At 41.7% G+C, this 13,050-nt stretch carries 9 protein-coding genes and 1 tRNA gene; 5 read left to right on the top strand and 5 right to left on the bottom strand.

Translation table 11 applies throughout. The features are described from left to right. Nucleotides 1–13: 13 nt before the first annotated feature. Entirely contained in the window at nt 14–2,071 is a 2,058-nt protein-coding gene (locus ISP07_RS08410; RefSeq protein WP_209327354.1) for a TonB-dependent receptor, read from the top strand. Nucleotides 2,072–2,137: 66 nt separating this feature from the next. Then, on the top strand, nt 2,138–3,352 hold the full coding sequence (locus ISP07_RS08405; protein ID WP_199530213.1) for an MFS transporter: 1,215 nt from the start codon (nt 2,138–2,140) through the stop codon (nt 3,350–3,352). Between the two features lie 45 nt (nt 3,353–3,397). Here ISP07_RS08405 and ISP07_RS08400 read toward each other — a convergent pair whose 3' ends face one another. From ISP07_RS08400 to ISP07_RS08390, 3 genes are all read right to left on the bottom strand, one after another. Further along, entirely contained in the window at nt 3,398–4,411 is a 1,014-nt protein-coding gene (locus tag ISP07_RS08400; RefSeq protein WP_209327353.1) for a fatty acid desaturase, read from the bottom strand. A 47-nt stretch (nt 4,412–4,458) separates the two neighbouring features. Continuing rightward, nucleotides 4,459–6,630, bottom strand: a complete 2,172-nt coding sequence (locus tag ISP07_RS08395; RefSeq protein WP_054552627.1) for a putative bifunctional diguanylate cyclase/phosphodiesterase — start codon at nt 6,628–6,630, stop codon at nt 4,459–4,461. A gap of 753 nt (nt 6,631–7,383) precedes the next feature. Then, a tRNA-Leu gene (locus tag ISP07_RS08390) sits at nt 7,384–7,468 on the bottom strand. A 421-nt stretch (nt 7,469–7,889) separates the two neighbouring features. Here ISP07_RS08390 and ISP07_RS08385 point away from each other — a divergent pair. Next, the gene (locus ISP07_RS08385) at nt 7,890–8,390 is read left to right on the top strand and encodes an RDD family protein (RefSeq protein ID WP_138616290.1); all 501 of its coding nucleotides are present in this window, start codon (nt 7,890–7,892) and stop codon (nt 8,388–8,390) included. 63 nt (nt 8,391–8,453) lie between these two features. On the opposite strand, the gene lptG is transcribed toward ISP07_RS08385, so the two are convergent. Together lptG and lptF are read right to left on the bottom strand one after the other, a co-directional pair. Beyond that, on the bottom strand, nt 8,454–9,521 hold the full coding sequence (lptG, locus tag ISP07_RS08380) for an LPS export ABC transporter permease LptG (RefSeq protein WP_054552636.1): 1,068 nt from the start codon (nt 9,519–9,521) through the stop codon (nt 8,454–8,456). After that, nucleotides 9,518–10,630, bottom strand: coding sequence for an LPS export ABC transporter permease LptF (gene lptF, locus ISP07_RS08375; protein ID WP_209327352.1), 1,113 nt, complete (start codon nt 10,628–10,630; stop codon nt 9,518–9,520). Before lptF ends, lptG begins: the two co-directional genes overlap by 4 nt. Nucleotides 10,631–10,952: 322 nt before the next feature. Between lptF and pepA the strand changes: the two genes are divergently transcribed. Together pepA and ISP07_RS08365 are read left to right on the top strand one after the other, a co-directional pair. Further along, nucleotides 10,953–12,467, top strand: coding sequence for a leucyl aminopeptidase (pepA, locus tag ISP07_RS08370; protein ID WP_209327351.1), 1,515 nt, complete (start codon nt 10,953–10,955; stop codon nt 12,465–12,467). A gap of 126 nt (nt 12,468–12,593) precedes the next feature. After that, entirely contained in the window at nt 12,594–13,040 is a 447-nt protein-coding gene (locus ISP07_RS08365) for a DNA polymerase III subunit chi (RefSeq protein WP_209327350.1), read from the top strand. Nucleotides 13,041–13,050: the final 10 nt, after the last annotated feature.

Below are 13,050 nucleotides of genomic sequence, written 5' to 3'. Positions count from 1 at the left end.
CCAAAGGGTTTTCATGAAGTTGTCGATACTTTCAGTGCTTGTGGGCACCTCATTATTTAACCAACATGCCATTGCAAATAATGAACTAGAACATATTACAACGACCGCATCACGCAGCGAAGTATTGGCAGATCCATTGCCTGTTGTGGTCAGCAGTATTTCACAGAAGCAACTAGCGCTTATCGCCCCAACTCACATTGAACAAGCCCTTAAACAGGTTGCTGGTGCTAATCTTCAACACGGTAACGGCCAAGAGTATTTACCCGCTTTACGTTCGCCTGTACTTTCTGGCGCAGGTGCCTGCGGTGGCTTACTTACCGCCGAAGATGGTATTCCACTTCGCGCAGCTGGTTTTTGCAACATCAATGAATTATTCGAAGCCCACACTGAAATGGCTGAACGCATCGAAGTACTGAAAGGTCCGGGCTCTGCACTTTATGGTTCAAACGCTGTACATGGTGTAGTCAACGTGATCACTCCAGATACAACCTATAACCACAACCAACTTGGTTTTGATTACGGCTCGTTTGGCTACACCCGCTACAAACTAGGTACGGGTCGTGATTTTGGCCAACAAGGTTTAGGTATTAATGCCACTATTACTCGAGATACGGGTTATCGTGATGACGAAAGTGTTGATCAAGAAAAGCTATCACTACGTCACCGTTTTGATGGCGAAAAACTAAGTGTAAGTACAGGCCTGACTTACACCCATTTAGATCAACAAACAGCTGGCTACATAGAGGGCTTTGAAAGCTACAAGGATAAGCAAATAGCTCAGTCTAATTTTGATCCTGATGCATTTCGTAAAGCCCGCTCTTTGCGTGTTTGGTCAAAGCTAAATTGGACACAAGATGAGGCTAACAGCTTTACCCTAACGCCTTATATCCGCGACCAAGACATGACCTTCTTTAAGCATTTTTTACCGGGTACTCCCCTTGAAGAAAATACTCAAAAAGGTGTTGGCCTGCAATCAAGCTGGCAGCACAAGTTAACCGGCTCTAGCCTGTTAACTGTTGGTTTTGATAGTGAGCTTACGGATGCTGACTTTTTACAATATCAAGACAGTCCCACTCAAGGCTCAGCGTTTTTAGTCGCCACCGTGCCACAAGGCAAACATTATGACTATCAAGTAACAAGCACCCTATTAGCACCGTTTGTGAACCTTGATTGGCAACTTGATGAGTTACTTATCAGCTTGGGTGGTCGATACGAGCGTATGCGTTATGACTACGACAATCATATGTTGACTGGCCGCACAAAAGAAGATGGCACAGCATGCGCCATGGGCGGATGTCGCTATTCTCGACCAGAAAGCGGCGAAAATCGCTTTACTAACTTCTCGCCAAAGCTTGGTTTAAGCTATCAATATGCTGAAAACCAGTTTATCTATGCCAATGCTTCAGAAGGTTATCGAGCACCGCAAGCGGCAGAGCTTTATCAGTTACAGCGCGAACAAAATGTCGCAGATCTGAAATCTGAAACAGCTAAAAATCTAGAGCTTGGTTTAAAAGGTCAACAAGCACAGCTGCATTATGTAGTTAGCTTTTATGCAATGAATAAAAAGAACGTAATTTTCCGCGACACTGATTTTTATTACGTCAATGATGGCCAAACCCAGCATCGTGGTATTGAGCTTGAGTTAGCTTATGCCATTACGCCAAGTCTATCTATGCAGTTAGCCGCGAGCCACGCCAAGCATACATACAGTTATGACCAAGTACTCAGCACAGTTAATATCAATGGTAATCTCATTGATACTGCACCACGTAACATCGCTAACTTACAGCTACTATGGCAAGCAAACGACATAACGCGTGTTGGCCTTGAGCTACATACCACCAGCAGCTACTTTACTGATCCTGAAAACCAGCATAGTTACGAAGGCCATTCATTAGTAAATTTAAGAGCGGCGTGGCAGCTAACAGACAACCTAACGGTGACTGCGCGAATAAACAATTTAACCGACGAGCGTTATGCAGAGCGCGCTGACTACACTACATTTAGTGGCGACCGCTACTTTCCGGGTAGACCGCGCAATGCCATGTTATCAGCAAGTTATCAGTTTTAAATAACCGCATTTTTTGGTGAGCTATCTCATAGTTCACCCACGCTGTTTCGTGTTTTGGTATGATAAATGTACCTCTTGCTATTACTCCTAAACAGCGTGACATCTTCTCAAAATCTAATTCGTAACCTTCTTTTAGTGCTGGGCATTTTTCTTATTGCAGCCAGCTTACGAGCCCCGATCACTGGCATTGCACCGGTACTTGAACAGATCATTGAACAGTTTCAGTTAAATGCATCGCAAGCCGGCATGTTGACGACTTTACCTTTAATCGCGTTTGCCATTGCCTCACCTATGGCGGCAAGTCTTGCTAAAAAGTGTGGCCTTGAAATATCACTGTTTATTGCCCTGGTACTCATAGGTATAGGGGTTGTCTCTCGGGTTATTGATTCTGCCACCGTGCTTTTTATTGGTACCGCAGTAATTGGTGTCGGTATCGCGATTGGTAATGTGTTATTACCAAGCCTAATAAAGCGTGACTTTCCACACAAAGTGGCAGTAATGACGTCGAGTTATGTTTTGGCGATGGGCATATTTGGTGGCAGCTATTCAGCACTCATCATTCCGCTCGCTGAATACAAAGAAATTGGCTGGCAATTGGCGCTTGCCAGTTATGCTTTACTGGTTGTGCTGGCTATTATGGTGTGGTTACCACAACTTAAGCAACATACCATGCCAAAACAGGCATATGTGTCAAACAATACACAAAACAAAATTTGGCACTCTGCACTTGCTTGGCAAATCACCTTATTGCTCGGCTTTAACTCCTTTTTCACTTATATCATGCTTGGTTGGCTACCCAGTATTTTAATAGAAGGTGGCCATAGTGCGCAGCACGCGGGCGCTTTGCAAGGCGCCTTTCAAGTAGCCTCTGCGCTACCAGGTATTGTGCTTATTCCTCTGCTTGCCAAATTAAAAGATCAACGCATCTTAACGCTAAGCTTGGCATTACTTGGCGCGCTTTGTTCTGTTGGATTATTAGTTGCGCCTAGTTTTGCGATGCTTTGGTCAGTCACCTTAGGTTTTTGCTCAGGTGCCTGTTTTATCTTAGGCTTATCATTTGTAAGCCTACGTACTCATGACTCAATGCAAGCCGCTGCGTTATCGGGTATGGCGCAATGTATCGGGTATTTATTGGCTGCCACAGGCCCTATTATTGCGGGCGCCTTACATAGTTATTTCAACAACTGGGCGGGAGCACTTTGGCTGTGTATGGCATCAAGCCTATTGTGTGCTTTATTTGGTTACTTAAGTGGCCGAAATATCACCATCGGCCAGCAATAAATATGAAACCACAGCTATTTAGGGGCGGTTTCAAAGGCACTCATATTAAACTCCTTGTTGAGATGACTGCTCTTTTACAGGGTAATGATTAGCGTGTTTCAAGCTTTGTAAATCATTAAACCGTACCCCATGCTGGGCCATAATAGGACGTATTTTTTTGCTGATCAATTGTCTGATATAAAAGGGTTGATTCGGCACAAAATGATGGATTGTGTGGGTGCGGCCAAAATCAAAACAGAATAGCTGAAACGGTAAAAACCAACGGCTGGTGATCACATGCGTTTGCTCAAGTAAATTATTTACACCGCCATAATAATGCATTGACGATGTCACTAAGTTAAGAGACGTTGAGCGAATAATATTAGGCACAATAAGTACCACCATTAAAAACTCTGCCATCGCCAATAACTCAGCTCCCCACGGCGGCAATGTAAACGGCTGCACAAACTGCACCACGTAATAAACAATTACCACATAAAGAATCGCAAAATACGCAGTAGCAACCGGAAAGCCCGCATTAAACACGCGTAAAAACTTAAAACCGCTAATTTCTTTACTAAATCGCTTGGTGTTAACTAGCAAACCTAGCAGACCATCAGTAATGACCAAGGCTCTTAAAAATGGCGATTTAATGCCATTGCCCACTAATCGCTCTTCTAAATCTTGTGAGGTGCCGGATACTTTATGGTGATTTAGGTGAATCTTTCTGCGATACCAAGGGTTCACCGTATTCGGCCGCATAAGCCACACGGTTAACATCATAAAGTTATGTATAAAAGGACGATTACTAAAATACTGCTTATGGATAAGGTCATGTTCAAGCTCATGCGATATTGAGGTAATAAAGGCAGCCAGAATGATGCAAAGCCACGAGGGAATAACCGCTAAGTAATAAAGTGTCGCAACACCGAATAGTGAACACAACGACACCAGCAGAATTACCATCGCAATTTTATTTTGTTGGTTAAGTATAGGGTAACGCGCTCTTAACGACTGCTCTTCGGCCTTAATGGCTGTAGCAATCGCCTTGATGTTTTGCTTTGCGGTTAATTTTGACATAGTAAGCTTTTGCTAACTGCTTGATACCAAAATCATACCGTAATTATCTACTGCTCTCGAGAAAATTGCGTTAAAAATGGTATTACATCATTTGCTGGTAATGGCTTAGAAAAGTAATAGCCTTGGATATAATCGCAGCCTGCTTCGGTAAGCACCGCCAATTGCTCGCGCTCTTCAACCCCTTCAGCAACGACCTTAATACCCAATACTCGACTCATTTGGATAATCGATTTAACCAGTGCTTCGTCACCTAAATCAACATGAACTTCATCTATGAAAGACTTATCAAGCTTGAGTACATCAACAGGGAAACGGCGTAAATAGCTAAGAGATGAATAACCGGTACCAAAATCATCCAATGAAATTAAGCAACCCGCCTCTTTTAATTGAGTAAGCACATCGAGATGGTTAGTATTTTCAGGAGCTAAAACACTTTCAGTTAATTCAAAAGAGATTTGTGACGGCTTAACCCCTTGGTTGTTAATAATTTCAAGCCATGCATTACGCTCAGGATTAAACTCAGTAAACTCAAATAAAGACCGATTTACGTTAAAAACAACATCGTTATAACCTTGCAGCTCTAATGCTTTTATTTGCTGACAAGTTTTAACCAACACCAGCTCTCCAAGTGGAATAATCACTCGAGACTCCTCAGCTAACGGAATAAACTCCGCAGGTGATACCCATTGCCCTTGATTATTCCAACGAACTAAACTTTCGAATTTAGCAACCGTGTTATTTTCTATATCGATAATAGGTTGAAAATAAACTTCAATTTCGTCGTTTTTCACTGCCAAAGTTAGCTGATCTATAAGCAAGTTTTGTGTTTTTATTTTGTTATCCATTTCAGTGCAGAAAAATAAATACTCCGTACCAGCTTGCTTTGCATTGAGAGTTGCAAGCTCAGCTTGTCTTATCAAGCGGCGTGCTATTTTTTCGATTTTATGTTCAGAGGATGAAATATAACGTTGCTCAAAACAGCTGATCCCAAGAGTTACATATACTTGCTGGCTAATACCACCAATTGAAAATGGCTCAACCAACAATGCTGTAATTTGCTTACAAACATGTTCTAGCTCACTAATATGCTGATAGGTTTGTAAAATAGCAAAGCTATCACCATCTATTCGTGAAAAGGCTGATTCTTTAAAACAGCTTTCAAGTCGCTCAGCTAGTTTACATAAAACTTTGTCACCAAATGTTAGGCCATATACCGTATTAATATTCTGAAATTTATCAACATCAAAATAAATTACTGCCAAGTTTGTATCTACTTCATCTTGATATGCAAGAGACGAAATTAAAGTACACAAGTACTCTTTAAAGTAAAAACGATTAGTTAACCCTGTAAGTTGGTCGTGGTTAGCGTGAAAATAAATTTTTCGCTCAGCTTCTTTTTTCTCGGTAATATCTAAAATAAACGCCACATAGCAATCCTCAGCATTATTTTGCATTTTGGTTATTGATAAAAATTGCGTATATAACTTACCTTGCTTAGTTTTATTGGTAATTTCACCAGACCATTTGCCTTCAGTATTAATCTGGTGCCACATAGCTTTATAAAAATGTGGATCATACTGGTTTGAACTTAAAATTTTAGGGTTTTCCCCTAAGACTTCGTCCAGCGAATAGCCCGTCATTTTAGTGAAGGCAGTATTTGCATAGGTAATTTCTACATTGTGGTCGCAGATAAAAATAGCTTCGTGGCTTTGTTCTATTAACTGATTAGAAAAATCTAGCTTAGCAATGAAACGGTCTTTTTCAATTTCACGCTGGATTAAACCTGTAAATAACGAAAAGAAAGATTCGATTGATAACGCATCACTTATTTCATGCTGAAAAAGCGCTACCAGAATGGTATTTGTCTTGCCAGAAATGCTTTGTAATGGCACACCCACATAAGCTTCAATATCCATATCAACAAGCAATTGATCATTAGGGAATAGCTGCTGAACACCTGAGTTGTAACTTGAAACACTGCCACAGCTGACATCATTACACGGTGTACAGCGAATATCGTAGCTGATGTTTTCAACTATTTCGTCATGCGCAACTAAAGCAATGGTTGTCGCATATAAAGTTGACTCATCGACTTGAGCCAAAAAAACATGCGAAGCACCCAGCACTTCTGATAAAGATAGGCATATTGCATTATAAAAGTTCTCACTTTTAAGATTTGAAATACTTTCAACAATACGCTTTAAATCGTATGTACCCATGTTATGCCACCCAACCGTTTTTTCCGCTAAGAGTCTGACTTAACCTGAACTAAAGACGGTAAATTCTATTATATTAAGCACTTAAACACCATGGTACTCTAGTCGAAAGCGGTTAACTTTCAAACAAATAAGCATACATTTTTCATGGTTATTTCAAAAGTAAGCATAGTTTGAAGTTTACAGGTTATAAATAGAACAAAAGTTATTTTAATCGAGGGTGAATTAGTACTTAGATTTGAGTTATAGGTGTTAGGCTCTGGGTGCTAGGCAAAATACCCCCTTGGGGCTGAGGGTGGTTTCAAAACCCAACAACCGCACCGCTCGGCTAAAAACTGACAGCTGACAGCTGTTAGCTTTTTCAGACATAAAAAAACCCTAACCATTTGGCTAGGGTTCAAAAGTGGTACCAGTAGACGGACTTTTACTTGCTTCAGTGCCACGCCCCGCGTGGCGCTCAAGTCCGCTAACTACTTTTTTCAGGCATAAAAAACCCTAACCATTTGGCTAGGGTTCAAAAGTGGTACCAGTAGGCGGACTTTTACTTGCTTCAGTGCCACGCCCCGCGTGGCGCTCAAGTCCGCTAACCACTTTTTTCAGGCATAAAAAAACCCTAACCAATTGGCTAGGGTTCAAAAGTGGTACCAGTAGGCGGACTTTTACTTGCTTCAGTGCCATGCCTCGCGTGGCGCTCAAGTCCGATGACTACTTTTTCAGGCATAAAAAAACCCTAACCAATTGGCTAGGGTTCAAAAGTGGTACCAGTAGGCGGACTTGAACCGCCACGCCCGAAGGCAACGGATTTTGAATCCGTCATGTCTACCAATTCCATCATACTGGCTTCATTTTTCTTTAACCTTCTAAACACGAGAAGATAAAGAAAAACCACTTTAGAGCGAAAGCTTTTTTTACTGCTTTTGTCTCTATGCCAAGCATTATACAAAGAATGGGTAAGGCAGCAAGCGTTTTGTGCGGCGTCACTGATCAACCGCACAATAATTAAACAAGTTATTAACTTTAGAGTTTGTCAGTGCCCACTACCCTACTAGTCTTATAGGTATTGAAATTTTTAAAGCTTGGATGATTAAAGGTATGGTGGGTTTCGCTTTAATAAATAGTGATGTTTGCATACTCATTTTGATTATGTAATTAAGGTTAGCAAAGCCAGTTCAGTTCCCAGCATACTAAACAGCCGTTAAGTATTTCTTGTTTGCGAAGGACTTTGCTAAACTACTGCGCAATTTAATTGGATGAGATTGTTTATGTCAGCTGAGTTTCCACGTGCCGGTTTCTGGCGCCGCTTTGCCTCTTTAATTTACGATACCTTGGTTATCATTGCCTTTGCGATGCTGACAACCGTACTCTATTTATTAGCTATTCAAGGGCTTATTTCTTTAGAGTTACTTAGCATTGGTGACGCCGAAGATGTCTCTGCTTTCATTCAAAATTCACCCTTACTATACGGTATCCGTAGCGCATTATTAGTAATAGTGAGTATCAGTTTCTTTAGTTACTTTTGGACTAAAAGCGGCCAAACAATTGGTATGCGCGCGTGGCGTTTGAAGGTGCAAACCCTCGATGGCCATTTAATTAGCTGGCATCAAGGTGCAATCAGAGCAATTACTGCACTATTAGGTTTAGGTAACTTAGTGGTGTTGGTCGATTTTAAAAATAAGCGTGCCTTACAAGATTACATCGCAAAAACTGAAGTGATCACTTTAACTAAAGAAGAAAACAAACGTATTTATCGCTCACTTGATTAAAGGCAAATCAAGCATAAAAAAAGCGTGGTTCAAACCACGCTTTTTTATGATTTAAAACTAATTTTACACCCGTTTATTCAACAGGTATGTTGCAAACCCAATAAACAACAGACTTGGTAACACAGCACCAACCACTGCAGGAATTTGGTAAACCATTACCACAGGACCAAATATCTCATTGGTTAAGTGGAAAGTAATACCAGTTATAACACCCATGATGATACGTGCGCCCATGGTTACTGTGCGAAGTGGTCCGAATATAAACGACAGAGCAACTAACAGCATAACGGCGATAGATACTGGCTGCATGATTTTGCGCCATAGCGCCAACTCATAGGTGCTAGTATCTTGTTCATTTTGCTGTAAATAACCTAAATAAGACCAAAGTCCAGTGAACGACAACGATTCGGGCTTAACTGATACAACGCCTAATTTTTCAGCAGTTAGCTGCGAGTCGTAGAACTCTTCCTTGTACTGCTCAGTCGTGATCTGCTCTGGCGTGATCATGACTTTATTTACATCACGAAGTAACCAGCCATCTTTACGATTTAATGCTTCTTCTGCCTTGGTAATTTGCGTAAGTTGCAACGATTTATCAAAGTGATACATATGCACGCCACGTAAAGTACCTTGCTGATCGACATCTTCAATATTAATAAAGTTACTACCATCTTTCGCCCACACACCTTGCTTAGCATTAAATACATCACCACCATAAATCGCTTGGTTACGTATTTCTTTTGCTTTGAGCTGTGCTTCTGGGGCGCCCCATTCACCTAGCGCCATCATACAAATAGCCATAAACATCGCGGTTTTCATGACTGATACAATAATTTGCAAACGTGACATACCCGCCGCTTGCATAACAACCAACTCACTATTTGATGCCAATGCGCCTAGACCTGTTAAGCCACCAATCAATGCTGCCATTGGGAAGAAGATAACTAAATCACCTGGCATGCTATACAGGGTGTAAATCAACGCTGTTGCAATATCGTAGCTACCACGGCCAACTGATTTTAACTGCTCAATAAACTTAATGAGGGTACTGATACCTACCAGCACCATTAAAGCAAAACCGGTTGTTTGAATTATGCTGCGACCTAAATACCAGTCGAGTGTTTTCATCATGCGCTTAACTCCCGCTTAGTCACAACTGCCTTTAACCATGCGCCGAGCGGACGACCTTTAATAATCAAGAAACCACCAATAAACAAGGCTGATAAATGGATCCACCATAAGCCAATTGAAGGCGGTATTTTTCCATCTTCAACAGCAAACTTAGCGGCATTCAACAAAATGAAATACCCTAAATACAAGCTAATTGCGGGCACTAATTTAGCAAATTTACCTTGGCGCGGATTCACCACACTCAAAGGCACCGCGAGTAAAGTTAATAATGGAATTGAAAGTGGAATAGCTAAACGCCACTGCCACTGTGCAATGGCTTCAGAGGTTTTCATTTTCAATAAATCAAGGGTTGGAATTGCTTCTAACTTACGGCGCTGGTGCTCTATTTCTTGATCTTGAATTTGTACACTGTAACCATCGAACTCAGTTAAGTTCAAAGCAGCAGACTCGCCGTCTGTTTCGTAACGCTTACCATCATTAAGAACAAGTTGCTGCTCACCGTTATCTTGCTCAATCACCACACCCCGCTCAGCATATACTAAGCGGGCTAAGTCACCTTTTTCACGATCAGGTAACTGCGCAACAAATACCTTGTGTAGCTCCTTACCACTGTTTTCAATGTTGTGAATAAAAACGACCGCTTTTTCGTTACCCGTTTGCTGAAAACGCCCAGCACGTAATGCCGATAAGCCGGCATCTGCTTTGGCTTGCTCTTTTAATTGATATTCTTGCTCGCTGGCCCATGGCGCGATATAAAGTGTCAGTGCCCCAGCTAAAACGGCCATGGCAGTACTTGAAATAAGGGTTACCCGAACCACATACCATTCACTGACACCGCAAGCTCTGAATACGGTCATTTCGCTGTCGGCATAAATGCGACTGTACGCCAAAATAATACCCAAGAAGATACTCAAAGGCAGGATAAGTGAAGCAAGTTGAGGAAGTTTTAGCGCAATCATCGAAAGCACAAGTTTAGCTGGAAGCCCCCCGTCAGAGGCGTCTCCTAAAATAACAACAAACTTTTGCGACACAAAAATAGTCATCAAAGTTAAAAATACGGCGACCTGCGACTTGAAGACTTCAGTGGTCAAATAACGAAAAATTAGCAATGCTCGCCCCTGTTAAACATCGAGTTTCACTGGAATAGTAAGGATTTTTGAGTAAACTAGTTATTTTACTCACTTTATTATATGTCATCAGTGTCAAATATCATACCTAGCAAGCGCATATTATCTTGCATTAATGGTACAGATGACATCTATTATGTGATATTGATATTCACATTAAGATAAAGTTCAAAAACACATAAATAGAGTCATGGTTTATGTACTAAGATTAGTGCTACTAAACTAAAAAATGTAAGAAAAGACTCGAAAAAGAAATTCTTACCCTTATAAATTAAGGTTATACGACTCAATATCAGGAGCAACAATGGAATTTAGCGTAAAAAGTGGTAGTCCAGAAAAGCAACGTAGCGCATGTATTGTAGTAGGCGTTTATGAGCCACGTCGTTTATCCCCCATTGGTGAACAATTAGATAAAATCAGTGACGGTTATATCTCAAACTTATTGCGCCGCGGCGATCTTGAAGGTAAGCCTGGCCAAGTATTACTATTGCATCATGTACCTAATGTACTAAGCGAACGAGTATTGTTGGTAGGTTGCGGCAAAGAGCGCGAGCTTGATGACAAACAATACAAACAAATTATTTCAAAAACGATAAACACACTTAACGAAACAGGTTCAATGGAAGCGGTATGCTTTTTAACTGAGCAACATGTTAAGAGTCGTGACACTTATTGGAAAGTACGCCAAGCAGTTGAAACAACTCAGGACTGCTTATACACCTTCAATCAACTGAAGAGCAAAAAAAGCGACCCACGTCGTCCTTTACGTAAAATTGTTTTCAACGTACCAACGCGTCGTGAGTTAACCATTGGCGAAAGTGCAATTGAGCATGGCTTAGCTATTGCTGCAGGTAGCAAGTTATGTAAAGACGTTGCCAATATGCCGCCAAATATCTGTAACCCAGCTTATTTAGGTAAGCAAGCACAAGAAATCGCTGATAACTTCGATAATGTGACTGTTGATATTATTGGTGAAGAAAAAATGGCAGAGCTGGGCATGAATTCATACCTAGCGGTTGGCCGTGGTAGTGCTAATGAATCGGTTATGTCAGTGATCAACTATCAAGGTGGCGACAAAGACCAAGCGCCAATCGTGTTAGTCGGTAAAGGCTTAACTTTCGACTCTGGCGGTATTTCAATCAAGCCAGGCGAAGCCATGGATGAAATGAAATACGACATGGGTGGTGCAGCGGGTGTTATTGGTACTATGCGCGCACTTGTGCAAATGCAATTACCAATTAACGTTGTCGGTGTTTTAGCGGGTTGTGAAAACATGCCTGGCTCAAACGCTTATCGCCCAGGTGATATCTTAACAACCATGTCGGGGCAAACAGTTGAAGTGTTAAACACCGATGCTGAAGGCCGTTTAGTACTGTGTGATGCACTAACCTATGTTGAGCGCTTTGAACCAGATACCGTTGTTGATGTAGCAACACTAACAGGTGCGTGTATTATCGCGCTGGGTTCGCATGCCACAGGTTTACTATCAAACCACAACCCTCTTGCTCATGACCTACTAAAAGCATCTGAGCAAAGTGGCGACCGTGCATGGCAGTTACCGCTGTGGGATGACTATCAAGAGCAACTTGAAAGCCCATTCGCTGATTTCACCAACTTAGGTGGTCGTGCAGCAGGTACGATTACAGCGGCATGCTTCTTATCTAAATTCACCAAAAAATATAACTGGGCGCATTTAGATATTGCAGGTACAGCATGGCGCAGCGGCGGTAAAAACAAAGGCGCAACCGGTCGTCCGGTGCCTATGTTGACTCAGTATTTGCTAAACCGCGCAGGCGTGAGCGAAGCAAGTCACGATTAAGCCTTACCGCAAGCTTAAAACTAACCCTAAATAAGGCGCCAAATGGCGCCTTATTAATTGAAGCAATTCGCGTTCTATGTCAAAATCCCTGCTTTGATCTGTGTATCTGTGGGGACGAAAGTCACTATGAATATGAACGCACAATTTTACGTTCTAAAACAAGATGATAGTGCCCACCAAACGGCTGGCGCTGTTTTCGATCTGGCAGCTAAAATTGCTGCGGATCAGTATCGTCTAGGTCATCGCGTATTTATTTACGCTGATAACACCGACACGGCCCACACAATCGACGACATCATTTGGTCATTTGAACCAGATAGTTTTGTACCTCACAACTTACAAGGTGAAGGCCCTAAAGGTGGCGCACCGGTTGAAATTGGTATGACTCCGCCTGTCGGCAACAGAAAAATATTAATCAACTTAGCTGAACAACTTCCGGATTTTATCCGCCGTTTTCAGCAGGTTTATGATTTCGTACCCGTTGAGCCAAATGCTAAGCAAGCCGCCCGTGAGCGGTTTAAAAAGCTTCGCCAACTGGGCGCCCATATTGCAACGCAAGAAATTGACATTTAAGCATTTATTT

The organism is Pseudoalteromonas sp. PA2MD11 (assembly GCF_017808125.1).
GTDB lineage: Bacteria > Pseudomonadota > Gammaproteobacteria > Enterobacterales > Alteromonadaceae > Pseudoalteromonas > Pseudoalteromonas simplex.
This window is presented reverse-complemented; position numbering and strand designations above follow the sequence as displayed.

Bases quoted from the DNA above. Each gene is read 5' to 3' on its own strand.
- ISP07_RS08410 (WP_209327354.1), top strand. From the start codon at position 14: ATGAAGTTGTCGATACTTTCAGTGCTTGTGGGCACCTCATTATTTAAC.
- ISP07_RS08405 (WP_199530213.1), top strand. From the start codon at position 2,138: ATGTACCTCTTGCTATTACTCCTAAACAGCGTGACATCTTCTCAAAAT.
- ISP07_RS08400 (WP_209327353.1), bottom strand. From the start codon at position 4,411: ATGTCAAAATTAACCGCAAAGCAAAACATCAAGGCGATTGCTACAGCC.
- ISP07_RS08395 (WP_054552627.1), bottom strand. From the start codon at position 6,630: ATGGGTACATACGATTTAAAGCGTATTGTTGAAAGTATTTCAAATCTT.
- ISP07_RS08385 (WP_138616290.1), top strand. From the start codon at position 7,890: ATGTCAGCTGAGTTTCCACGTGCCGGTTTCTGGCGCCGCTTTGCCTCT.
- lptG (WP_054552636.1), bottom strand. From the start codon at position 9,521: ATGATGAAAACACTCGACTGGTATTTAGGTCGCAGCATAATTCAAACA.
- pepA (WP_209327351.1), top strand. From the start codon at position 10,953: ATGGAATTTAGCGTAAAAAGTGGTAGTCCAGAAAAGCAACGTAGCGCA.
- ISP07_RS08365 (WP_209327350.1), top strand. From the start codon at position 12,594: ATGAATATGAACGCACAATTTTACGTTCTAAAACAAGATGATAGTGCC.